Below are 23,121 nucleotides of genomic sequence, written 5' to 3' on the forward strand. Positions count from 1 at the left end.
ATAGGCCAATTGGCCCTCTCCCGTACGGTTACCGACCATGGGGCCCGGGCAGACGTCGGGGTATGGGCTGGACGCACGACTACGGTGACGCAGCACGCAACCGCCGCTCGGCCGCTGGGCCGATCCCCCACAAGAGGGGCGGCGCGGAAGGTCAGGGCCATGATCCGCGGCTCGGCATTTCCCTGATTCTCCGCCGGAGGGCGCGCTGGGTCTCGGCCCGACTCCGCCACCAGCGCAGCTAGGCCCTCTCCCGCGCCAGACCTGTCCGGCACCGGGCCGGTCCGGCACCGGGCCGGTCCGGCACCGGGCCGGTCCGGCGTCAGGCCTGTCCAGTGCCGGACTTGCGACCTCGGGCTGCGACCGGGCCGGTCCGGTGCCAGACCTGTCCGGCACCGGACTTGCGCCTTCGGCTACGACCGGGCTCGGAAGCCTTCCGCTACAGCGCGCACTGGTCGGTGTCGACCTGCTGGTTGGCGGTCCTGCCAAGCGCGATGTCGTCGCGGATCTCATCGGCCGTCAGGGCATAGCCGGTCTGCGGGTCGTCGAGCGACCTGGCGAAGATCACTCCGTACACCTTGCCCTCCGGGGTGAGCAGCGGACCGCCGGAGTTGCCCTGGCGTACGGTCGCGAACAGCGAGTAGACATCGCGTCGCACCTCGCCGCGCCGGTAGATGTCCGGGCCGTTGGCGTTGATACGGGCGCGGACGCGCGCGGAGCGTACGTCGTACGCGCCGTTCTCCGGGAAGCCCGCGACGATCGCGCCGTCGCCGGTCACCGCGTCCGAGTCGGTGAACTGGAGCGGCGTGGCCGGCAGATCGGGCACGTCCAGTACGGCGATGTCGCGCCGCCAGTCGTAGAGGACGACCTTGGCGTCGTACAGCTTGCCCTCGCCGCCTATCTGGACGGTGGGCTCCTCGACGCCCCCGACCACATGCGCGTTGGTCATGACCCGGCGTTCGGCGAAGACGAAGCCGGAGCCTTCGAGGACCTTGCCGCAACTCGGCGCCGTACCGACGACCTTGACTATCGAACTCTGGGCGCGGGCCGCGACCGGGCTGCCCGCGAGCGCCGGGTCCGGGGGCCGGACCGCGGTGATCGGCTCATTGTCGAACGGGCTGAAGACCTGCGGGAAACCGTTCTGCGCGAGGACGGACGAGAAGTCCGTGAACCAGGTCGACGCCTGCGCGGGCACCACCCGGGAGACCCCGAGCAGCACCTTGGAGCTGCGGACCTCCTTGCCGAGCGTCGGCAGTGACGTACCCGCGAGGGCCGAACCAATCAGCCAGGCGACCAGCAGCATGGCCACGACATTGACCAGCGCACCGCCGGTGGCGTCCAGGGCGCGGGCGGGCGACCAAATGATGTGCCTGCGCAGCTTGTTGCCGAGATGGGTGGTGAAGGCCTGGCCCACGGAGGCGCAGACGATCACTATGACCACCGCGACCACGGCGGCCGTGGTGGAGACCTCGGAGTCGGCGGTGAGCCTGGCCCAGACCACGGGCAGCAGATAGACCGCGACAAGGCCGCCGCCGAGGAAGCCGATCACGGACAGGATGCCCACGACAAAGCCTTGGCGGTATCCGACGACCGCGAACCATACGGCGGCGAGCAGCAGCAGGATGTCCAGCACGTTCACCGTCAATTGCCTCGCTAGCCTCGCGGATACGTCTCGGTCGCCCGGCCAGGCCGGCGGTACGGGCCGCCGCCCGGCCGGTGGTGGTACGGCCCCCCGTCCCCGTCCGGTCGGCGGCCGGGCCCGGCGAGCCGTGGCGGAATCCGCCACGGTCACAGGGCCCGGATAGGGTCACCGCCCCCGGAAGGGCACAGCATGAGGGCCAGACTGTCATGTGTGCCAGTCGAGTGGGACCTGCTTCGAGCGGTCCCACGGCCGCTCCCATCCCGCGAAATGCAGAATCCGGTCGATCACCCCGGCCGTAAAGCCCCATACCAGGGCAGAAGCCACCAGGAAGGCCGGGCCGTGATGCCCGCTGGGGTGGCGTGCGATCGCGCGGTTGGCCGGGTCCGTGAGATCCGCCACGGGCACGGTGAAGACCCGGGCGGTCTCCGCGGGGTCGACGACGCCGACGGGGGTGGGGCTGCGCCACCAGCCGAGGACCGGTGTCACCACAAAACCGCTCACCGGGATGTAGAGCCTCGGCAGTACGCCGAAGAGCTGGACGCCCGACGGATCGAGGCCGGTCTCCTCCTCGGCCTCGCGCAGCGCCGCCCGCAGCGGTCCGGTCGTGGCCGGATCGCCGTCCTCGGGGTCGAGGGAGCCGCCGGGGAACGAGGGTTGTCCCGGATGCGAACGCAGACTGGTCGACCGCTCCATCAACAGCAGCTCGGGACCCCGGGGGCCGTCGCCGAAGAGTATGAGCACGGCGGACTGCCGTCCGCGTCCGCTCGCCGGCGGCAGAAAACGGCTGAGCTGCTCGGGCGCCACGGTCTGCGCGGCGCGCTCGACGGGGGCCAGCCACTCCGGCAGCCCGTCGGCGGTCACGGCGATCCCGGTCCTCGGATCGTCGTAGGTCTTGTCGGCTCGTGTCATAGGCACCCCTGTCGCTCAACGCCTTCCACCGGCCGGATCGTTCCGCCCGGGCGGCCTCGTACCGTAGTCCCCCGCGCGTACGCCGCACCGCCCGAGCGGCGCCTGCCGGACCTGGGCCTCCGGATGCCGCCCGCCGTGGCGCGTAAGGCAGGCGTCGCGCCCAAGGCAGGAGCAGCTCGTAAGGCAGGCGTAGCGCGTAAGGCCGGAGCGGCTCGTAAGACAGGAGCAGCTCGTAAGGCAGAGGCGGCTCGTAAAGCAGGAGCAGGTCGTGAGGCAGGCGTCGCCGGTAACGCCGACGCAGCCTGTGACGCGCCTCTCATACGGCACCCATCGGCGCGGCCGCCTTGCCCGGGTAGTCGGGGGGCGGGTTCAGCCGCTGGCCCGGATAGCCGCCCATCTCGTACTTGAGCAGCTTCCGCGCCTTCTCCGGGTCCGTCTCGCCCTCGCCGTACGACGGGCAGAGATGTGCGATCGGACAGGCACCGCAGGCCGGCTTGCGGGAGTGGCAGATACGCCGGCCGTGGAAGATCACCCGGTGCGAGAGCATGGTCCACTCGCTCTTGGGGAAGATGGCCGCGATCTCCGCCTCGACCTTCTCCGGGTCCTCCTGCTCGGTCCACTTCCAGCGGCGGACCAGCCGGCCGAAGTGCGTGTCGACGGTGAGGCCGGGGACGCCGAAGGCATTGCCCAGGACCACATTCGCCGTCTTGCGGCCCACGCCCGGCAGCGAGACGAGATCGGCCAGCCGGCCCGGGACCTCGCCGTCGAAGTTGTCGCGCAGCGCCGTGGACAGCCCTATCAGGGACTTCGCCTTGGCCCGGAAGAAGCCCGTGGGCCGGATGATCTCCTCCAGCTCCTCAGGCACGGCCGCGGCCATGTCCTCGGGCGTCGGGTACTTCGCGAAGACCGCGGGCGTGGTCTGGTTGACCCGGAGGTCGGTCGTCTGCGCGGACAGGACCGTGGCCACCAGCAGCTCGAACGGGTTCCGGAAGTCCAGCTCGGGGTGGGCGTACGGATAGACCTCGGCCAGCTCGCGGTTCATCCGGCGGGCGCGGCGGACCATGGCCAGCCGCGACTCGGGCTTGGCACCCGCGCCCGCACCCGCGCCCTTGGCACCCGCGGCCGGTCCCTTCGCGGTCTCCTTGCCCCGTGCGGACTCCTTGGCCTGTGCGGGTCCCTTGCCCTGTGCGGGCGCCTTCGCGGAACCCTTCACGGAACTCTTCGTGGATCCTTTTGCGGCTTTTTTCGGTTTCGCCGAGGGCTGTTCGCCCACAGCGGAATTTGGCTCCGCTGACACTCTTCCAGCCCCCTTGGCCTGCGCTGTCATCGGCGGATTCGACACTCGGCCAGCCTAAAGCCCCGCACTGACATCCGCCCCGGCCATGGCCGATCACCACCCGAATCGGCACAGGGGGCACCTGAACGCACGTACGTACGTCAAACTTGTGACTGATCGCATGGTTTCGGACAAGCGGAATCCGGCGGAGGGCCGAACGGCCCAGGGATGCCAAGCCACCCGAGAAGAAGCGGCACGTACGGCATCATGGGGACGACGGTTCCCGCGCAGGTGGGGACCACAGTTCCCTGAGCAGGTCGACAAGGAGAGAACACGTGGACGACGTTCTGCGGCGTGCCCCGCTCTTCGCGGCGCTCGATGACGAGCAGGCGGCAGAGCTGCGCGCCTCGATGAGTGAAGCGACGCTCGCGCGTGGTGACGCGCTCTTCCACGAGGGCGATCCCGGCGACCGGCTGTACGTGGTCACGGAGGGCAAGGTCAAGCTCCACCGCACCTCCCCCGACGGCCGCGAGAACATGCTGGCCGTGCTCGGCCCCGGCGAGCTGATCGGTGAGCTGTCCCTCTTCGACCCGGGCCCGCGCACCGCCACCGCGACCGCGCTCACCGAGGTCAAGCTGCTGGGCCTCGGCCACGGCGATCTCCAGCCCTGGCTGAACGCGCGCCCGGAGGTGGCCACGGCCCTGCTCCGCGCCGTCGCCCGGCGGCTGCGCAAGACCAATGACCAGATGTCCGACCTGGTCTTCTCCGATGTCCCGGGCCGGGTGGCGCGCGCGCTCCTCGATCTGTCGCGCCGCTTCGGTGTGCAGTCGGAGGAGGGCATCCATGTCGTCCACGACCTGACACAGGAAGAACTGGCCCAGCTTGTCGGCGCCTCCCGCGAGACGGTGAACAAGGCGCTCGCCGACTTCGCGCAGCGAGGGTGGCTGCGGCTTGAGGCGCGCGCGGTGATCCTCCTGGATGTGGAGCGGCTGGCGAAGCGCTCGCGCTGAGCAACCGCGTACAGGCACTTCCACTCGAAGGGTCTCCTCCAGCCGGAGGGGACCCTTCGGTGTTGCGGCCGACCGAGACTGTCCGCGACCGCCCGGGACCGCCCGGTCCGACGATCGCGTAAATCGTTTAATCGCGCAGGAACTGGCCGGAACCGCACCCCACCCCGCCCCCCGGACCCGCAGCCGGATCAGCGCCCGGATCCCCGCCGGACAGGGACTGGTGCCGGACAGGGACTGGTGCCGGACAGGGACTAGATGAGTCCGTGCTCGCGCAGGTACTGCAACTGCGCCCGTACGGAGAGTTCCGCGGCCGGCCAGAGCGAGCGGTCCACGGCCGCGTACACATGGGCGACCACTTCGGCAGGCGTACGGTAGCCGTTCTCCACGGCCGTCTCGATCTGGGCGAGCCGGCTGGCCCGGTGGGCGAGGTAGAACTCGATCGCGCCCTGGGCGTCGTCCAGTACGGGCCCGTGCCCCGGCAGCACCGTATGGACCCCGTCGTCGACCGCCAGCGAACGCAGTCGACGCAGTGAGTCCAGATAGTCGCCGAGCCTGCCGTCCGGGTGGGCGACCAGCGTCGTACCGCGACCGAGGACGGTGTCACCGGTCAGCACCGCGCGGTCGGCGGGCAGATGGAAGCAGAGCGAGTCGGCGGTGTGGCCGGGGGTGGGGACGACCCGTAGTTCAAGACCGCCGGTGGTGACGACGTCCCCGGCCGCCAGCCCCTCGTCCCCCAGTCGCAGCGCCGGGTCCAGGGCCCGTACATGGGTGCGTGTCAGGGCGGCGAAGCGCGCCGCGCCGGCCGCGTGGTCCGGATGGCCATGGGTGAGCAGGGTCAGCGTGATCCGCTTGCCGGCGTTCTCGGCGGCGGCGATGACGGCCTTGAGATGTACGTCGTCGAGCGGACCGGGGTCGATGACGACGGCCCGCTCGGAGTCCGGCTCCGAGACGATCCAGGTGTTGGTGCCGTCCAGGGTCATCGGGGAGGCGTTCGGGGCGAGGACATTGACGGCGCGCGCGGTCGCCGGGCCGGACAGCACCCCGCCCCGCGGCTGGCCGGGGAGGGCGGCGGCGTCGGTCATCGGGGGCCTCCGGTCGGGGTGTGGCCGCTGCCCGGGTGCTGCGCGCTCGGGCCGGCGGCGGCGGGTACGGCGGTATCAGCGGCAGGTACGGCGGCATCGGCGGCGAGCACGGCAGCATCGGCGGCGGGTACGGCGGCACCGGGCGATACGGCGCCATCGGTGGCTATGGCGTCGGAGGGTACGGCGTCGGAGGCACCTCCGGCATCCGGCCCGCACTCCGAATCAGGCACCTGCCCCGACTCCCGCTCCGGCCCGGACGCCTGCCCCGGCCCTGGCTCCGGCTCACGCCCCAGCCCCAGCCCCTCTACCTGTTCCGAATCAGGCCCGGCAGGTCCAGCAGGCCCGGCCTGTCCCGCCGGGTCCACGCGCTTGGTGAACTCGTCGTGCCCGGGCCAGCTCAGTACCAGTTCCTCGCCCTCCAGCCGCGCCGTCGCCAGTACGGGCGCCATGTCCCGGCCGTCGGCCCCGGCGAGCGCCTCGCCGGCCGAACCGTACGACTGGAGCTGACGCAGCATCGCGACGGTCGGCGGCATCATCAGCAGCTCGCCCCTGTCGTACGCCCGTGTCGCCTCGGCGGGTCGGATCCACACCGTACGGTCGGCCTCGGTGGAGGCGTTCCTCGTACGCTGCCCGGCCGGGAGCACGGCCACGAAGAACCAGGTGTCGTAGCGGCGCGGTTCGAATTCCGGTGTGATCCAGCGGGCCCACGCGCCCAGCAGGTCACTGCGCAGCACCAGCCCGCGCCGGTCCAGGAACTCCGCGAAGGACAGTTCGTGGGCGGCCACGGCGGCCCGGTCGGCCTCCCAGTCGTCGCCCGTGGTGTCGCTCACGACCGTCCCCGCGGACTCGCCCGCGAGGAGGACTCCGGCCTCCTCGTAGGTTTCCCGTACCGCCGCACACACGATGGCCTGCGCGGAGGCGGCGTCGACGCCGAGCCGGCGCGCCCATACGTCACGGGGCGGCCCAGCCCACCGTACGACCCGGTCGTCGTCCCTGGGATCGACCCCGCCGCCGGGGTACGCGTACGCGCCCGCAGCGAAGGCCATGGAGGCGCGTCGGCGCAGCATATGTACGTAGGGACCGGGACCGGCACCCAGATCGGTGCCGGGACCGTGACCGGGACCGTCGGGCCCCGTGTCCGTACTCGTCGAGCCGGGCGGTCCGTCGCGCAGGAGCATCACCGTCGCGGCCCGCCGGGGCTCCGCCGGGGTGATCTCACCGGCGGCGAGGGCGCGGATCCGCATCGGCCATTCGGGCGGGTACCACTGACCATTCGGCATGGCCGGATGCTATGCGCTGGGGCGGTGAGGTTCGAGGGGAACTCAGGCGCAGTGGGGCAACTCATGCTCAGCGAGGCGCTCATGCCCGGCAAAGCGCTCAGGCTCATGGCCTGAGGCACCCGTGCCCAGCAGAGCCGCCCGCCTCAGCCGACCGCCTCTGCCACCTCAAGGAAAGACGGCCGCCCGGTACGCGTCGTACCCCGTGCGTACCGGGCAGGACCGCCGTCGAGCAGGCGCCCGAGAGGAAGAGGAACCCGGAGGCACCCGAAAAGCACCCGCGAGGCACCCCCGAGGAACCCGAGAAGAATCAGTCCTCCGGGACCAGCTCGACCTGGATCTCGACCTCGACCGGAGCGTCCAGCGGCAACACCGCCACGCCCACCGCGCTGCGCGCGTGCACGCCACGCTCGCCGAGGACCTGCCCGAGCAGTTCGCTCGCACCGTTCAGGACGGCCGGCTGCCCGGTGAAGCCGGGGGCCGAGGCGACAAAGCCCAGCACCTTGACCACGCGGGCGATACGGTCCAGGTCGCCGATGACCGACTTGACCGCGGCGAGCGCGTTGAGCGCGCAGGTACGGGCGAGTTCCACGGCCTCTTCAGGACTGACCTCGGCGCCCACCTTGCCGGTGACCGGAAGCTTGCCCTCCACCATCGGGAGCTGCCCCGAGGTGTAGACGTACCTGCCCGTCCTGGCCGCGGGCTGATAGGCGGCCAGGGGCGGTACGACCTCGGGCAGCTTCAGGCCCAGTCCGGCGAGGGCCGTCTCGACGGCTCCGCTCACGCTGTCTTCTCCCGCTTCAGATAGGCCACGAGTTGCTCGGGGTTGTTCGGCCCGGGAACGACCTGGACGAGCTCCCAGCCGTCCTCGCCCCAGGTGTCCAGAATCTGCTTGGTCGCGTGCACGAGAAGGGGCACGGTCGCGTATTCCCACTTGGTCATGGGCCCGACTGTAGCCGCCCCGCGCGGCGGCCTCGTGCGTAGCCCGCGGCCCCACTGGTTAGGCTCGAATACGTGAGCAGGTTCCAGGTCGTCAGCGGCAAGGGCGGTACCGGTAAGACAACGGTCGCCGCCGCCCTCGCGCTCGCCCTCGCGACCGAGGGCAAGCGCACCCTGCTGGTCGAGGTCGAGGGCAGACAGGGGATCGCGCAGCTCTTCGAGACGGAGGCCCTTCCGTACGAGGAGCGGAAAATCGCCGTCGCTTCGGGCGGCGGTGAGGTGTACGCGCTGGCCATCGACGCCGAGCGCGCCCTGCTCGACTATCTCCAGATGTTCTACAAGCTCGGCAGCGCGGGCCGGGCGCTGAAGAAGATCGGCGCGATCGACTTCGCGACGACGATCGCGCCCGGCGTCAGGGACGTACTGCTGACCGGGAAGGCGTGTGAGGCGGTACGGCGCAGGGACCGGCAGGGACGTTTCACTTACGACTACGTGGTGATGGACGCGCCACCGACCGGTCGTATCACCCGCTTTCTGAATGTGAACGACGAGGTGGCGGGGCTGGCGAAGATCGGCCCCATACACAATCAGGCGCAGGCGGTGATGCGGGTCCTGAAGTCGCCGGAGACGTCGGTGCATCTCGTCACGCTGCTGGAGGAGATGCCGGTCCAGGAGACCGCGGACGGCATCACCGAGCTGAAGGGCGCGGAGCTGCCCGTCGGCAAGGTGATCGTGAACATGGTGCGTCCGCATCTCCTCGACGAGGCCGCCGTCCGGGCCGCCGCGGGCGACCGCCGCAAGGAGGTCGCGAAGACGCTCGCGGCCGCCGGGCTCAGCGCGCCGACCAAGCTGGTCGGGCCGCTGCTCGAACAGGCCGCGGAGCATGCGCAGCGGGTGGAGCTGGAACGCGAGCAGCGGGGCGTGCTGGCGAAGCTCGGGCTGCCCACGTACGAATTGCCGCTGATCGGGGAGGGGATGGACCTCGCGGGTCTGTACCGGCTGGCGGCCGAACTGCGGAGCCTGGGGAAGGCCTTCTCGTGAGCCCGGGTTCCTGGCCCGGCCGCGATTCCGGCGCCGGCGGCGCTGCCCGTGACGGCGGTACGGGAGATCCGCTCCGCAGATCCGGCTCCAGCGGCTTCCCACTCCGCACGTCCGGCTCCCGCGGATCACGCTCCCGTACGCCCGGCCCCAGCGGATCCCGACTGCGTACGTCCGGCTCCCGCGGTTCCCGCTTCTGTACATCCGGCTCCCGCCGCTTCCGACTCCGTACGTCCCCTCCGGTTTCCCACCGCTCGTCTCGCGGCTCGTCCCACTGCTCGTCCCGCTGCCGTACGCCTCGGTCGCACCGCCGCCGTATGTGCCACTCCCGCACGATGTCCCACGTACCTCTGGCGCGCCTGCCTCTGGCGCACGTACTCGTGTCGTACCGCCTGCCCGTGTCGTACCGCCTGCCCGCGTCGTGCCGCGTACTCGTGTCGTACCGGGTACACGCGTCGTACCGCCTGCTCGTGTCGCACCGCGTCGTGTCGCACGACGCGTACCTGGCCCACCTGCCCCTGGACCCGAAGGACCGGGAGGTCCTCGCATGACCCTGCACCCGGCTGCCGCCCCGCTCGCCATCGATCCGCTCCTCGACGACCCGGCCACCCGCATCATCGTGTGCTGCGGTTCCGGCGGTGTCGGCAAGACGACGACCGCGGCGGCGCTGGGCGTACGAGCGGCGGAGCGCGGCCGGAAGGCGGTCGTCCTCACCATCGACCCGGCCCGCCGGCTGGCCCAGTCCATGGGGATCGACTCGCTCAACAACACCCCGCGCCAGGTCAAGGGCGTGGAGGGCCCCGGCGAACTGCACGCCATGATGCTCGACATGAAGCGGACCTTCGACGAGATCGTCGAGGCGCACGCCGACGCGGACCGGGCGCGGGCGATTCTGGAGAACCCCTTCTACCAGTCCCTGTCGGCCGGTTTCGCGGGCACGCAGGAGTACATGGCGATGGAGAAACTGGGGCAGTTGCGGGCCCGCGACGAGTGGGACCTGATCATCGTCGACACGCCGCCGTCACGCTCGGCGCTGGACTTCCTGGACGCGCCGAAGCGGCTCGGGTCCTTTCTCGACGGGAAGTTCATCCGGCTGCTGATGGCGCCCGCGAAGATGGGCGGGCGGGCCGGGATGAAGTTCCTGAATGTCGGTATGTCGATGATGACGGGGACGCTGGGCAAACTGCTGGGCGGTCAGTTCCTGCGCGATGTTCAGACGTTCGTGACGGCCATGGACACGATGTTCGGCGGTTTCCGCACGCGCGCGGACGCCACGTACCGGCTGCTCCAGGCACCGGGCACGGCCTTTCTGGTGGTCGCGGCTCCGGAGCGGGACGCGCTGCGGGAGGCCGCGTACTTCGTGGAGCGGCTGGCGGCCGAGGAGATGCCCCTGGCCGGGCTGGTCCTCAACCGGGTCCATGGCAGCGGCGCCGCCCGGCTGTCGGCCGAGCGGGCAAGGGCCGCGGCAGAAAATCTTGAAGACGGCCGCATTGTGGATCAGGAGGCTGGGAAGGCTGTTGAGCGTGGCGGTGCTGCCCCGGACGGCTCTTCTCCCGAAGCCCCCGGGACGTACGAGGCCACGGAAGCCGCCGCAGCCGCAGAATCCCCCGAAGATCACGCCTCGCCCGACCCCGCCGCGCCCGCGTCGAATCCCACGTTCGCGCAGGCTTCTGACGCACGCTCTGTCACAACTGTGGAACAACTGACCGCGGGTCTGCTGCACCTGCACGCCGAGCGTATGCAGGTCCTCGCGCGTGAGCAGCGGACGCGCGACCGCTTCACCGCACTGCATCCCGAGGTGGCGGTGGCCGAAGTGGCCGCCCTGCCGGGCGATGTTCACGACCTCGCAGGGCTCAGGGCCATCGGCGATCGTCTCGCGGACGGTCGTGCTACGACCTGAACGGCGAGGCGTCGCAGGGGCGGCGCGGCTGATCGAGCCGCGACAGCCTTGGACGTGCTTGTACGCGTACGAATGACGAGACGTCTCCTGCGACGACGAGGCGGCGTCTCTTGCTCAGCAGTCTTGCTCAGCCGAAGATCTCGTGGCCCTTGGTCTTTTGCCCGGCTGGTCTCCTGCTCGGCTGGTCTCCTGCTCGGCCGCATCTTTTGGCCAATCGGGTCTCTTGGTCAGCCAAATCTTTTGGCGAGCCGGGTCTCTTGGCCGACCGGGTCGTTGGCCGGCCAGGGAGAACCGTTTCGGCCGTACGGTTCGACCGCCCCCCTGCACCACGTCGTCACCGGACCGCACTCGCCCCACCCGCCGGCGTTGTTGGCCTGCTGACCTGCGGGTCGGCATCATCCGGTCGGACCGGCCGCCACTCGGCGGCTACCCGACGGCGGCGTACGTCTCGTACGTCTCGTCATCCTCCAAGCCCACGGGCAGCAGGCCCGCGCTGCGTTCGTACTCCGTGCGCGCGGTCTCGAGCAGCCGACGCCACGAGGTGACGGTCGGTCGCCTGCGCAGCAGTGCGCGGCGCTCCCGCTCGGTCATTCCGCCCCACACGCCGAATTCGACGCGATTGTCCAGCGCGTCGGCCAGGCATTCCGTACGCACCGGGCATCCGGTGCACACCGCCTTGGCCCTGTTCTGCGCCGCACCCTGCACAAACAGTTCATCTGGATCGGTAGTGCGGCAAGCTGCCTGCGCACTCCAGTCGGTTACCCAGCCCATGCTGGCGCCGTCCTCTCCCGAATTGAGGCTCCCCCACGGCGGCAGCGGCATATTCACCGCTGCCAGTTGAGGACGTTACGGAAGGCGGGCACAGCGCAACACCCCCTTCGGGCCCAATCTTGAATGGCCCGAACGGACTATGCGTACGCGGCAGATCACCCAGGGGAGTGACCCCGGGGCATAACCGGCTTATCCGACATAGCCGGACGCTTCGCTTGAGTCACAACGGGCACCCGACTACAGGCCGGGGCGTACCGGACATCGCTTCCCGCGTTTCGGGTTCACCGGAAGTTCATGTCGGAGGCTTGATGCGCAACCACTCTGCTGTGACAGTTGAGCACAGCTTAGGCCAGAGCCTTGACGCGTGTCCGGCGAATGAGAACGTAGGCTGCCCCCATGCCAAAGAAGCGCTCGGGCGGGGGTCTGACCGGGACCCAGCAGGCCGCCAAATTCCTCGGTGTCAGCGTGCTCGCGGGAGCGGTCCTGGCAGGAATCGCTCTGCCGGCCTTCGGCGCGCTGGGGCTCGCAGCCAAGGGAACCGTCGAGGGATTCGACGAGATTCCCGCCAATCTCAAGACCCCGCCGCTGAGCCAGCGGACCACGATCCTGGACTCGCAGGGCGGCCGTATCGCCACGGTCTACTCGCGCGACCGTACTGTCGTACCGCTCAAGGACATCTCCCCGTACATGCAGAAGGCGATCGTCGCGATCGAGGACTCGCGCTTCTACGAACACGGGGCCATCGACCTCAAGGGCGTGCTGCGCGCGGTCAACCGCAACGCGCAGTCGGGCGGCGTCTCCGAGGGCGCGTCGACCCTGACCCAGCAGTACGTGAAGAACGTCTTCGTCGAAGAGGCGGGCGACGACCCGGAGAAGGTCGCCGCCGCCACCCAGCAGACCCTGGGCCGCAAGATCCAGGAGCTGAAGTACGCGATCCAGGTCGAGGAGGAGCTGGGCAAGAAGAAGATCCTGGAGAACTATCTGAACATCACCTTCTTCGGGCAGCAGGCGTACGGCGTCGAGGCCGCCGCCCAGCGCTACTTCTCCAAGGCCGCCAAGGATCTGAAGCTGGAGGAGGCGGCGCTGCTCGCGGGCATCGTCCAGTCGCCGAGCCGGTACGACCCGGTGAACGACGAGGAGGAGGCCACCAAGCGGCGCAACACCGTGCTCCAGCGGATGGCCGACGTCCGTGACATCTCCCAGGCGGAGGCCGACCGCGCCAAGGCCACGCCGATCAAGCTCAATGTGAGCCGCCCCAAGAACGGCTGCATCACGGCCGTCAGCGGAGCTGGCTTCTTCTGCGACTACGTACGCTCGGTCTTCCTCACCAACCCGGTCTTCGGCAAGGACCGCGAGGAGCGCGCCAAGGTCTGGAACCAGGGCGGGCTGACGATCCGTACGACCCTGGACCCGCAGGCGCAGAACTCGGCGCAGAACTCGATCAAGGACCATGTCTTCCAGAGCGACGCGGTCGCGACGGCGCTGACCATCGTCGAGCCGGGGACCGGCAAGATCATGGCGATGGGCCAGTCGAGGCCGTACGGCTTCGGGAAGAACGAGACGCAGATCAATCTGTCCGTCGACCAGAAGATGGGCGGCGGCGCGGGCTACCAGCCGGGGTCGACCTTCAAGCCGATCGTCGCGGCGGCCGCGCTGGAGCGGGGCATTCCGCCGACGCAGACGTACCCGTCCCCGTACAAGATGACGTACCCGACACCGGTGCAGACCTGCGACGGCCCCTGGACCGACCGGGACGTCCCGGTCGAGAACGAGAACGAGAACGAGGTCGGGCCGTACGGGATGAAGGAAGCGACCGCCAAGTCGGTCAACACGTACTACGTCGAGCTGATCAGCCAGATCGGCGTCTGCCCGGTCACCGAGCTGGCTGACAAGATGGGCGTGAAGCGGGCCGACGGGAAGAAGATCCAGCAGGTCCCCTCGATCACGCTGGGCACGCAGGAGGTCTCGCCGCTGACGATGGCCTCGGCGTACGCCACCTTCGCGAGCCGGGGCATGTACTGCACCCCGGTCGCCATCGAGTCGATCACCGGCCCCAACAAGAAGCCGATGCCGGTGCCGAAGACGAAGTGCGACCGCGCGATGTCCGAGACGACCGCGGACACCGTCAACACGCTGCTGAAGGGCGTGGTGGAGGACGGTACGGGTACGGAGGCGGGCCTCGGCAGCCGGCCGAGCGCGGGCAAGACCGGTACGACTGACTTCCGCTACGCGGCCTGGTTCGTGGGCTACACGCCCAACATGTCGGGCGCGGTATGGGTCGGGGACCCACGTCACTCGAAGAAGATGGTCGACATCACCATCGGCGGTGAGTGGCACGAGAAGGTCTTCGGTGGCGAGGTTCCGGGGCCGATCTGGAAGGACGCCATGTCGGGCGCGCTGGACGGGCGGCCGGCGCTCGGCTTCACGGAGGTGAACATCCCGGACGCGCCGAAGGGCCGGGACGAGGACCCGAACAAGCCGGGCAACGACAACGCGGGTCAGGACAACGGCGGCCAGGACAACGGCGGTCAGGACGGTGCGCCCGGAGGCGGCAACGGGGGCGAGGACCCGGTCTTTCCCGGGGGTCCGCAGCCGGGACTGATCAGTGGCGGTGGCCGCAACGGCGGCGGCAACGGGAACGGCAGCCAGGACGGCGGCAGTAACTTCCCGTAGACGAGCTTTACAGCAGACGCGAGGCGCCCGGTCGGTGAGGAATCACGGACCGGGCGCTTGTGTGTGGGTGGGTGCTTGTTGGTGGGTGCGCGCGTCTGTGTGGGCGGGGTAGGTGTGGGGGCGCGACATGTGCGGTGGTGACGTGTGGGGCCGCGACATGTGTTCTGGGCACATGTGCGTGCGGTACATGCGGGGGGGTAGGGGCGGCCAGCGTAAACACAGCTCGCACGCACGCCCCGTACACACGTCCATACACAGCGCTCGCGAAGGTACGACGGTATGACCGCGGGACGGTCCTACGTACAGCTCATCCGTACAGCTCATCCGGCATATGGCTGATCGGCTGTACGGCTGATCCGGGCCCGGCGCGATCGAGGCGGGCGCCCCCCGGGTCCGGCCCGGAGGGCGCGCCGGACCGTGTCAGGCGAGGGACTGCTTGACCAGGGCGGCGACGCGGCCGCCCTCGGCGCGACCGGCGACCTTCGGGTTCACGATCTTCATCACGGCACCCATCGCGCGCGGCCCCTCGGCGCCCGCCGCCTTCGCCTCCTCGACGGCCTGGGTGACGATGGCGCTCAGCTCCTCGTCGCTGAGCTGCGCGGGCAGATACGTGTCGAGCAGCGCGCCCTCCGCCCGCTCCCGCTCGGCCTGCTCCGTACGGCCCCCCTGGGTGAAGGCCTCCGCCGCCTCACGGCGCTTCTTCGCCTCCTTGGCGATCACCTTCTGCACCTCGTCGTCGGAGAGCTCGCGCGCCTTCGTGCCCGAGACCTCCTCCTTGGTGATTGCGGAGAGCGTCAGCCGGAGCGTGGCGGAGCGCAGCTCGTCGCGCGCTCTGATGGCGTCGGTGAGGTCTTCCTTCAGCTTGGACTTGAGGCTGCTCATGGGCCCAAGTGTGGCAGGTGCACCGTCGCACAGGCCCACGGATTACGCGCCGGTACGGTGTCTGCGACGATGGGCACATGCGTGCACGCTACGGAGTACCCCTGGGAATCGCGGCAGTCGGCGCGGCCGGCCTCGCCTATGCCGCCGGCTTCGAAGCCCGTTCGTTCCGGCTGCGGAGGATCTCCGTACCGGTGCTGCCGCGCGGGATGCGCGATCTCCGGGTACTCCAGGTGTCGGACATCCACATGGTGAGCGGCCAACGCAAGAAGCAGCGCTGGCTCCAGTCGCTGGCGGGGCTGCGCCCCGACTTCATCGTGAACACGGGCGACAACCTGTCCGACCCGGAGGGCGTACCGGAGGTGCTGGACGCGCTGGGGCCGCTGATGGAGTTCCCGGGGGTCTATGTCTTCGGCTCGAACGACTACTACGGCCCGAAGCTACGCAACCCGGCCCGCTACCTGCTGGAGAAGGCCCAGGGGCGGCACGGTCTGAACGGCAACGCTCCGGCCGTCGCCGCGGTGCACAACCCGTGGGAACCGATGCGCGACGCCTTCGACGCGGCGGGCTGGGTGGGCCTCAACAACACGCGTGGCCGACTCAAGATCGACGGCCAGGAGATCGCTTTCACGGGCGTGGACGACCCGCACATCAAGCGGGACAGGTACGAGCGGGTCGCGGGCGGCCCCGACCCGGACGCGGACCTCTCGATCGGCGTGGTGCACGCCCCGTACCTGCGCTCCCTGGACGCCTTCACGGCCGACGGCTACCCCCTGATCCTGGCGGGCCACACGCACGGCGGGCAGCTCTGCATCCCCTTCTACGGAGCGCTGGTCACCAACTGCGACCTGGACACGGACCGCGTCAAGGGCCTCTCCACCCACCACTCCGCGGGCCACACCTCATACCTCCACGTCTCCGCGGGCTGCGGCACCAACCGCTACACCCCCTCCGCTTCGCCTGCCCCCCGAAGCCACCCTCCTCACCCTCACCACCCGCCCGTGACCCCCCGCAGCCACCGCAAAACCGGATTTCGTCTCCGGCCAGCGGTGGGCTAAAGTAATCGATGTCGCCGCCACACGAGCGACATCGGGGTGTAGCGCAGCTTGGCAGCGCGCTTCGTTCGGGACGAAGAGGTCGTGGGTTCAAATCCCGCCACCCCGACAGCCGAAACACCAGGTCAGACCCGGTACTGAGGAATCAGTACCGGGTCTGATTTGCTTTGTGGCCCCGTATTGGGAGCCATTTGGGAGCCAACTGGGTGTGATCTTCGAGATCCGGCTCCCGGGTGGCTCAGCGAGGGGGCGTTCCGCCTTCGAGCGCGCTGTGCGCTGCGTGCGCGCTGGAAGGGTCACCCCACGGCTTGTGCCGAGGAGGCCACAGACGGTACGACGATCGCCATGCGCCCATGGTCCCCGTTGAACGACCGGCAGCTCGCACTCCTCACCCGCATCGGGGACGGAACCGACCCCGTCACGTCGGACAGCCCCGAGCTCGCTCTCACCGCCCGCGCGCTCAAGGAACGGCGCCTGATCACCATGCCCAAGCAGGGCGGGAAGTGGCAGGCGGAGATCACCGACGCGGGACGCTTCTACCTGGAGCACGGCCATCACCCAAACCGGCCGGAGCCGGCTCAGCGCAAGCAACGGTTGACGGGTCCCGAGCAACAGACACGAACGGCCCCCTCACCGCAGAAGCAAGCCGCAGCCCCACCTACCACGAAGCCAGCGCCGCAGCAGGCCACCAAGCCCCCACAGCCGTCGCCGGAGAAAGTCGGAGCAGCTCTGATCGCAGAGGTACAGCAGGCTGGACGGTTCCTCCGGATCCCGAACCCCAGCGACAAGGAACGGGCCCGCTACCGCAGGGCGTTCGACGCAGCCCGGCAGTGTGCCCCTGAGGGATACCACCTGAAGTACAGCGGGCGGGCGAAGGGGGACTTCTTCCTCGGCCTGCTCAGGGTGACCGGCGAGGACGAGACCGAGTGGAACCGGATCCGGCTGGCGCGCAGCCGTGTGATCACCGATGTCGAGGACGTGATCGCCGCAGTCACCGCGGATCACAGCGCCTTCGAGATCTCAGAGGAGGTCCTCCCCCGGGTGCTCTCACTGCTCCGGCTCCTCGCTGAGCAAGCCCTCGCACGCCACGGCGAGATCGCGGTGTCCAAGAAGCGCAAGCAGCCGAGGCCGCTGCTCACTGTCCACGGCCGGACGTACGAGATCAGCTTCCGCGAACGGCAGAAGCAGGTTCGGTATGTCCCCAAGCAGCCGGGCCGCCGTACGTACGACTGGCAACGTGTCACCCCGGCCCACAAGTTCGAGCCGTCCGGCGAATTGGAGCTGCTGGTCAGCCAGCACTCGGATTCCAGCTACAGCTACGGCTGGAAGAAGGAGTGGGCCGACACGGCCAAGAAGCCGTTGGAAGAGCAAATCGGCTCAGTCTTCCGGACATTGAAGGTACGCGCGGAGGAACAGGAGCGGGCTCGGCTGGAACGCGAGGCGGAGCAGCAGCGCCTGCAAGAAGAGCGGAAGCGGCAGGAAGCCGAGCGCAGGCGCCTGGAAGCGGAGCGGGAGGAGCGCGAGCGGCGGGAGTGGGAGGCTGCCGTCAGCGTGGCTTCGATCAAGGCGGTTCACGCGGTACGGGCCGAGCGCTTCGGCACGGCCCTTGAGCAGTGGCAGGCCGCAGGGGACATCCGGATGTTCTGTGCCGCTCTGGATGAAGCCGCCGCGGCGTCGGAAGACGCCCTCGAAGCCGAGAGGCTGCGAGAGTGGTCGGCTTGGGGGAAGGCGGAGGCCAACCGGCTCGACCCCACCCTTAGCGGCAAGGGCTTGGCTTCTCTCAACTTCCATGCGGAGCCGACGGGGGATCAACTGCGGCCGTTCCTCGACGGCTGGCACCCACACCGGCCGGAGAAGGAGAAGAAGCCCGCCACTCAGCCAGCGCCGCCCAAGGCGGAGGCAGATCCGTGGCGCGGTCTCATCGACGCACGTCAGGATCAAGGCTGGAGATATGGACGCCCAGGTCGCGCTCAATGGTGGAGGCGATGACGCCGTGGCCGCGGTCGCGTAGAGCCTTGACCGCCTTCTCCACCAGCTGACCGAGCCTGATGACCTCGGCGCGCAAGGCGACCAACTCGTCGTAGCGGTCGGCCTTGTCCTGGCCGCACCACGCCCGGACGGTTCGCAGGACGGCCGCCTCCGCGTCCAACTTGCGATCGTCACGCCGACTGTAGGAGTACCAGGAGGACTGCGCGCGCTCCTGCTCAATGGCCTGCTGCTTGCGGTCCACCTCCGGAAGGATCTCGTCGGCGAGGCGGCCAGCCGCTTGGCGGGCGACGCGCTCGGTGACCGACCACCCGGCCAGGCACGAGCCGTCGCTCTTCTCGTAGACCATCGGGTCAGCACGTAGTTCAGCGGCGTCCATCCCGATGACGGGTGCCGCATCGTCGACGTGGCCCAACTCCAGGACACCTGCGTCCACAACGCCCCTGCGCAGACGCAGCCTGTTCTTCGGCCGAACGAACCCAAAAATCATGCGCGCGACCTCGAACTCTGTGCTCCCCCGCACCTGGCGTGACGCCTCGGCCAGTGCCAACTCTCCCGCATCGTCCCTGCGGAACACGTCGACGTCCGCCCACGGTGCTACGAGACAGTTCGGATTGACCCACTCCTGCAGACCCGCGTCGTCACCATCGAGGAACCGCACATGGATCCAACCGGACCTGCCGGGGCCGCCCACTCGAACGATCTCCACCTGACGGACCGCACTGCCCAGCTCCTTCGGCGTCGCGCGGTATGCCCAGTGCTCGCCAAACTCCATGTGTCTATTGAGGCAGGTCAGTTGGCGCCATGACACGGCGTTCACCGCAATCACCACGAAGAAATGACTGCGTCGGAGTGACATTGCCCCCCCTCAAGGCACCAGGAGACAACTGTGCCCGGCGATCAACGCGAGGGACACAACGAGCCAAGGGACGCTTGCCCGTGCCGGAGCGGCCCCAGCGGCCGGCTGCCCTCGCTATTGGCGATGGGTGCGGCCTTTTTGAAGTGAAGATCTTGGATCAGGCGGTCAATCCGAATTCGGCCCGATCGGGGCTGATGTAGAGCCGTTCATGCTCGCATGCTGTGTGGTAGGCCCAGTAGGTGTCAAGGCCGGTGAGAGCGCGGAGACGGAGTACGGCTTCGGCTCCTGCCACACCCAAGGCCGACCCCGCCACGCCCCCGCCGCCACGGCCCCGACCGAGGCCGGGATCAGAGGTATCCGCCACTCCTGAGGGGGAAGCACCACCGTCATCACTACTGTGCTGACGCCCCCGCGTCCAAGGCCGCGTTGAAGATGTCGGCGACGGACTGCTTCACCGCGTAGCTGGCACCGCCATCGGCCTCCCACCAGTAGAACGGGAAGCGGCGCCCGGACTCCTTGCGCGCCCGGCCGGTGGTGTTCATGTACCCGGCCAGCACGTTGGGGTTGTTCTTGGTGCCGTCGGGGTTGAGGTTGAACCGCTCCACGACCTCGTCGCAGGAAACCAGGCGGCCGGGGGTGGCTCGCAGGTAGTCGAAGATCTCTTGTGCGGGCTTGGACAGGGCCTCGTAGTAGGCCACAGCCTGAGCGTGGTCCCCGGCCTTCCAGTCGGGGCCGTCGTGGCCCGAGCCACCGTCGTGCTTGTCCCACATGGGGTGGGCGTCGTCGAGGTACACGGGGAGTTGCTCCTTGTCCTTCTTCGGGCGACCCGGTTTCCTGGTCCGGGTCGCGGCGTGGCGTTCGAGGTCCTCGCGGTCATAAATAGGGCCGGCGGCGATGGTGTCGATGGGCTGGGGGGCGTCGTCGCGGGCGAGGAGCCTGCGAGTCTGGGATTTGTCGGCCTGGTAGATGGCTGCTGCTTCGGCGACACCCGCCAGCCGCAGGGGGCGGCCATCGGGCTTGTTCAAGCCCATGGGCTACTCCTCAGGGGTCATCGAGCGGGCCGGATCGACGCCAGCTCGCAAAACCATACCCTATCCGAAAAAAGTCCTCAACATGGACCATTTAAGGGCCGCTGTCGATATGATCGTGCAAGTCTGCTGCGAACCTTGCCCGCCATGTCGACCAGAGCAGGCCCCGTGATTCTGCGACCGCACCGCTCACCCGAGGGGAGCGCACCGTCTGTTCCTTTTCGGAACGGTCCCCTCGCCCCATTACGTAACAACCTTATTGTTACGAAGCGGAACGGTCCTTAACGCCTCTCAGAAACCCCTTGGCCCTGTTCTCTTGGGCAAGCCGGTGAGCCTCATTGAGTTCGGGCACCACTGATGACCGGTCCCACGCTGCCGGGCGCACGTTGCAGACGGTGGCCTTGACGGTGTTTACCTGGCCTGCTCCTGATCTGGCTGCCGCACCGGAGGTTGAGGGGCGAAGCCGTAGGGGTGAAATCAGCGGTGCCCCGCAACCTCGTTGCGGGGCACCGTGGAGCTACCGGAGGGGAATCGCACGTGCGCGCAGGAGGTCGTTTAGCACGCGTACCGGTGACGATGGGTACATCGCCAGCCGGGCGGCGAGTGCCGCCTCCCACTGCCCGGTGAGGCCGAGCATCAGGCGTTTGCGCATGCCCGGGGTGACGTGGGCGTAGCGCGCCGAGACCGAGCCGTCGATGTGGCCCATACGTTCGTCCATGAGCACCTTCTCGGTGCCGAGGTCCTCCATCACGGTCCGGTGGGTGTGCCGGAGACCGTGAGGTGTGAGGCCCTTGGCGATCGGGAGCCAGCAGGCATCCGCCCGATCGCCAGCGCCGCGCCCTCGGGCCGGGACGCCGGGCCACGGCTCGCCGAGCAGTGGTACGGGGCGGGGCTCCTGCGGGGCCTTCTTGGGGTACCAGCCAGAGACCGCGGGGGTGAACAGCCAGGTCGCGAACCCGTTTCGGCGCCAGTGTGCTGCGTGCTGCGCCACCGCGCCGCCCCGAACGAACCCCAGATCCGCGATGGCCTGCTCCACCTGCACCCGCTTGACTTCGGTCACGCGGTCGGGGTGGTTGAGGACGTTGGACACCGTGCCCGTGGAGACTTCGGCGCGGCGTGCGACGTCGACCAGTTTTGCGCCCTGGTGACCGCCGGTGCGGGCCGTGCCCTGGCCTCGGAAGACGTAGGTCTTGCCGTGGCACAGGCAGAGTTTCGGCTTCGTGCGGGCGACGTGGTTGGAGACCAGGGCCGACAGCCAGTCCATCGCGTCGATGGTGCGGTAACTGTCGTCCTTGGGCGGGCAGCGCACCAGCTCGCCGGTGTCGAGTTCGTACAGCTGCCACTCGACGCGGACGGACCCGGGGCGGGCGAACTCTGTCTCCAGGCCGACGATTTCGCCCCAGCGCATGCCGGTGTACCCCTTGAGGACGACGGCGACAAACTCGTCGTCACGGCCGGAGAGCAGGGCGGCGCGCTCGGCGGTGAGCAGGATTCCGAGCGGGTCGGTGACGACCTTCTCCGGGCCGCGGTCGCGGGAGCGGCCGGCGCGCTTGCCGCGTCCGCGTCGTCTGGCAGCCAGGTTGGACGTGATAAGATCTTCGTCGATCGCGTCCTCGAAGATCAGGTGGAGCGTCGAGCGCCAGGTTTTGACGCTGGAAGCCGCGTAGACGGCCTTCTCCTTCTTCTCCCACAGGTCGACGTCCGTGCGCAGGATGCCGGCGAGCGTCTTGTCCTCGAAGTCGGGGAGCAGGTGCTCCTCGATGTGGCGCTTGTAGTTCTGCATGGTCGAGGCGGCCAGGTCCTGAGCCTCGTACCAGCGGTTCGCGTACTCGCCGAAGGTCTCCTGGCCAAGTGCCGGATCGCGCCAGTCGCCGCGCCGGTACTTGTTCTCGGCCTCGCTCGCGGCGCGCTGGGCCTCGCCCTTGGTGGCGAACCGGATCGCCTTGCCGTTGTCATCGACGACCGTGAGGTGCTTGCCGGGCGCCGTCTTGTACCGGCCGCGCCAGTAGTTCCCGCGCTTCTCCGCGAAACCCAACTTCCGTCTTCCTCCCCTGCTCTCGGCTTGTGACTGGGCGCGGGCGTGCTACGCGACGGTCTCGTACTGGGTACGGCGCGGCGGTCGGGCCCTCAGACGCCCTGTCGTCTGAGCCGTAGTCGGCCCAGGAGGCTGGGCGGCACGCGCTCGTGCAGTGGGAGGTCTTGTTGCTGCCGGACTGGCCGACGCGCTGCTGACGGATCGCCTCGGGCGTTCTTCGTAGAGGCGCACGATCTCGGCGAGGTGTGTGACGGTGAAGCGGTAGGCGCGGCCGACGCGGGTGTGCGGGATGAGTCCGCGTCGGGCCCGGTCCTTGACCCACCAGGCGGAACAGCCGAGGGCTTCGGCGATTTCCTCGGGGCGGTAGAGACGGGGCAATGGGGCTCCGCCCTCGGTGCCGGGAAGGTGTCGCACGAGGGCAGGGGGTATGTCGGAGTGGTGCAAGAAGGGCGGGTCCTTACTGGGTCGGAGCGTGCTCTGTCAGCGGCGCTGGGCGGGCCTCGTCACGTGGCGGTCTGCCTCTGCAGCAGCACGAGAGGCGAGACGAGGAGGGCTTCGGCGATCACGACGAGGTCGTCGGCATCACATCGTCGTTGGGCGCGTTCGATGCGGGACAGCATGGTGTTAGACATCGGGTGGCCGAGGGCGGTCACTCGGACGGCCAACTGCCGTTGTGACAAGCCTCGTTCGGTCCGGAGGATTCCGATGGTGCGGGCCGCCTGTATTCCAGCGGGTCCGACTTCCAATGAGCGTGGGAGCATGACT

20 protein-coding genes, 1 tRNA gene and 2 pseudogenes are annotated in these 23,121 nt (G+C 69.2%); 9 read left to right on the forward strand and 14 right to left on the reverse strand.

Annotation, left to right across the window (positions count from 1 at the left end; genetic code table 11):
• The first annotated feature begins 62 nt into the window (after window positions 1-62).
• Window positions 63-242: a hypothetical protein gene (locus KQY30_RS36430; protein ID WP_079023004.1), complete on the forward strand. Its 180-nt coding sequence runs from the start codon at window positions 63-65 to the stop codon at window positions 240-242.
• Window positions 243-436: 194 nt separating this feature from the next.
• Here KQY30_RS36430 and KQY30_RS15575 read toward each other — a convergent pair whose 3' ends face one another.
• From KQY30_RS15575 to nth, 3 genes are all read right to left on the reverse strand, one after another.
• The gene (locus KQY30_RS15575) at window positions 437-1,636 is read right to left on the reverse strand and encodes a MarP family serine protease (protein WP_217307334.1); all 1,200 of its coding nucleotides are present in this window, start codon (window positions 1,634-1,636) and stop codon (window positions 437-439) included.
• Window positions 1,637-1,843: 207 nt separating this feature from the next.
• Window positions 1,844-2,548, reverse strand: coding sequence for a CoA pyrophosphatase (locus KQY30_RS15580; protein WP_217307335.1), 705 nt, complete (start codon window positions 2,546-2,548; stop codon window positions 1,844-1,846).
• Between the two features lie 316 nt (window positions 2,549-2,864).
• Window positions 2,865-3,845 carry an endonuclease III gene (gene nth, locus KQY30_RS15585; protein ID WP_217307336.1) on the reverse strand — a complete coding sequence of 327 codons (981 nt, stop codon included), beginning with the start codon at window positions 3,843-3,845 and terminating at the stop codon, window positions 2,865-2,867.
• Window positions 3,846-4,159: 314 nt separating this feature from the next.
• On the opposite strand from nth, the gene KQY30_RS15590 reads away from it, so the two are divergent.
• Window positions 4,160-4,834, forward strand: a complete 675-nt coding sequence (locus KQY30_RS15590) for a Crp/Fnr family transcriptional regulator (protein ID WP_015034542.1) — start codon at window positions 4,160-4,162, stop codon at window positions 4,832-4,834.
• A 251-nt stretch (window positions 4,835-5,085) separates the two neighbouring features.
• On the opposite strand, the gene KQY30_RS15595 is transcribed toward KQY30_RS15590, so the two are convergent.
• The 4 genes and pseudogenes from KQY30_RS15595 to KQY30_RS15610 form a co-directional block, all read right to left on the reverse strand.
• The gene (locus KQY30_RS15595) at window positions 5,086-5,916 is read right to left on the reverse strand and encodes an MBL fold metallo-hydrolase (RefSeq protein ID WP_217307337.1); all 831 of its coding nucleotides are present in this window, start codon (window positions 5,914-5,916) and stop codon (window positions 5,086-5,088) included.
• 356 nt (window positions 5,917-6,272) lie between these two features.
• Window positions 6,273-7,196 (reverse strand): annotated as a pseudogene (locus KQY30_RS15600) (NUDIX hydrolase); the annotation flags it as partial.
• Window positions 7,197-7,503: 307 nt separating this feature from the next.
• Window positions 7,504-7,977, reverse strand: coding sequence for a RidA family protein (locus KQY30_RS15605; protein WP_217307338.1), 474 nt, complete (start codon window positions 7,975-7,977; stop codon window positions 7,504-7,506).
• Window positions 7,974-8,135 carry a DUF4177 domain-containing protein gene (locus tag KQY30_RS15610; RefSeq protein ID WP_093601778.1) on the reverse strand — a complete coding sequence of 54 codons (162 nt, stop codon included), beginning with the start codon at window positions 8,133-8,135 and terminating at the stop codon, window positions 7,974-7,976. Before KQY30_RS15610 ends, KQY30_RS15605 begins: the two co-directional genes overlap by 4 nt.
• A gap of 72 nt (window positions 8,136-8,207) precedes the next feature.
• Between KQY30_RS15610 and KQY30_RS15615 the strand changes: the two genes are divergently transcribed.
• From KQY30_RS15615 to KQY30_RS15625, 3 genes are all read left to right on the forward strand, one after another.
• A complete protein-coding gene (locus tag KQY30_RS15615; RefSeq protein WP_217307339.1) occupies window positions 8,208-9,173 on the forward strand; it encodes an ArsA-related P-loop ATPase in 966 nt (321 codons plus the stop codon).
• A 332-nt stretch (window positions 9,174-9,505) separates the two neighbouring features.
• Window positions 9,506-9,721, forward strand: a complete 216-nt coding sequence (locus tag KQY30_RS15620) for a hypothetical protein (protein ID WP_217307340.1) — start codon at window positions 9,506-9,508, stop codon at window positions 9,719-9,721.
• Complete coding sequence (locus tag KQY30_RS15625; RefSeq protein WP_217307341.1) at window positions 9,718-11,070, forward strand: ArsA family ATPase; 1,353 nt, start codon at window positions 9,718-9,720, stop codon at window positions 11,068-11,070. Before KQY30_RS15620 ends, KQY30_RS15625 begins: the two co-directional genes overlap by 4 nt.
• Before the next feature lie 426 nt (window positions 11,071-11,496).
• Here the strand turns inward: KQY30_RS15625 and KQY30_RS15630 are convergent, their stop codons facing one another.
• A complete protein-coding gene (locus tag KQY30_RS15630; protein ID WP_030353248.1) occupies window positions 11,497-11,841 on the reverse strand; it encodes a WhiB family transcriptional regulator in 345 nt (114 codons plus the stop codon).
• 396 nt (window positions 11,842-12,237) lie between these two features.
• On the opposite strand from KQY30_RS15630, the gene KQY30_RS15635 reads away from it, so the two are divergent.
• Window positions 12,238-14,514, forward strand: a complete 2,277-nt coding sequence (locus tag KQY30_RS15635) for a transglycosylase domain-containing protein (protein WP_217307342.1) — start codon at window positions 12,238-12,240, stop codon at window positions 14,512-14,514.
• A gap of 420 nt (window positions 14,515-14,934) precedes the next feature.
• On the opposite strand, the gene KQY30_RS15640 is transcribed toward KQY30_RS15635, so the two are convergent.
• The gene (locus KQY30_RS15640) at window positions 14,935-15,396 is read right to left on the reverse strand and encodes a GatB/YqeY domain-containing protein (protein WP_217307343.1); all 462 of its coding nucleotides are present in this window, start codon (window positions 15,394-15,396) and stop codon (window positions 14,935-14,937) included.
• A 77-nt stretch (window positions 15,397-15,473) separates the two neighbouring features.
• Between KQY30_RS15640 and KQY30_RS15645 the strand changes: the two are divergent.
• The 3 genes and pseudogenes from KQY30_RS15645 (at window position 15,474) to KQY30_RS15655 (ending at window position 18,437) form a co-directional block, all read left to right on the forward strand.
• Window positions 15,474-16,398 (forward strand): annotated as a pseudogene (locus tag KQY30_RS15645) (metallophosphoesterase).
• A gap of 85 nt (window positions 16,399-16,483) precedes the next feature.
• Window positions 16,484-16,557 (forward strand) — tRNA-Pro (locus KQY30_RS15650).
• A gap of 794 nt (window positions 16,558-17,351) precedes the next feature.
• Window positions 17,352-18,437, forward strand: a complete 1,086-nt coding sequence (locus KQY30_RS15655) for a hypothetical protein (RefSeq protein WP_254407144.1) — start codon at window positions 17,352-17,354, stop codon at window positions 18,435-18,437.
• On the opposite strand, the gene KQY30_RS15660 is transcribed toward KQY30_RS15655, so the two are convergent.
• The 5 genes from KQY30_RS15660 to KQY30_RS15675 form a co-directional block, all read right to left on the reverse strand.
• Window positions 18,367-19,209 carry a PE-PGRS family protein gene (locus tag KQY30_RS15660; RefSeq protein WP_217307345.1) on the reverse strand — a complete coding sequence of 281 codons (843 nt, stop codon included), beginning with the start codon at window positions 19,207-19,209 and terminating at the stop codon, window positions 18,367-18,369. The genes KQY30_RS15655 and KQY30_RS15660 overlap by 71 nt on opposite strands.
• A 476-nt stretch (window positions 19,210-19,685) precedes the next feature.
• Window positions 19,686-20,324, reverse strand: a complete 639-nt coding sequence (locus KQY30_RS15665; RefSeq protein WP_217307346.1) for a DUF6416 domain-containing protein — start codon at window positions 20,322-20,324, stop codon at window positions 19,686-19,688.
• Window positions 20,325-20,838: 514 nt separating this feature from the next.
• A complete protein-coding gene (locus KQY30_RS15670) occupies window positions 20,839-22,356 on the reverse strand; it encodes a LacI family DNA-binding transcriptional regulator (protein ID WP_217307347.1) in 1,518 nt (505 codons plus the stop codon).
• Between the two features lie 48 nt (window positions 22,357-22,404).
• Entirely contained in the window at window positions 22,405-22,770 is a 366-nt protein-coding gene (locus KQY30_RS36435; RefSeq protein ID WP_254407145.1) for a helix-turn-helix domain-containing protein, read from the reverse strand.
• Window positions 22,771-22,859: 89 nt separating this feature from the next.
• Window positions 22,860-23,117 carry a helix-turn-helix domain-containing protein gene (locus KQY30_RS15675; RefSeq protein WP_217307348.1) on the reverse strand — a complete coding sequence of 86 codons (258 nt, stop codon included), beginning with the start codon at window positions 23,115-23,117 and terminating at the stop codon, window positions 22,860-22,862.
• Window positions 23,118-23,121: the final 4 nt, after the last annotated feature.

The sequence above is a fragment of the Streptomyces sp. GMY02 genome, assembly GCF_019056675.1.
Lineage (GTDB): Bacteria > Actinomycetota > Actinomycetes > Streptomycetales > Streptomycetaceae > Streptomyces > Streptomyces odonnellii.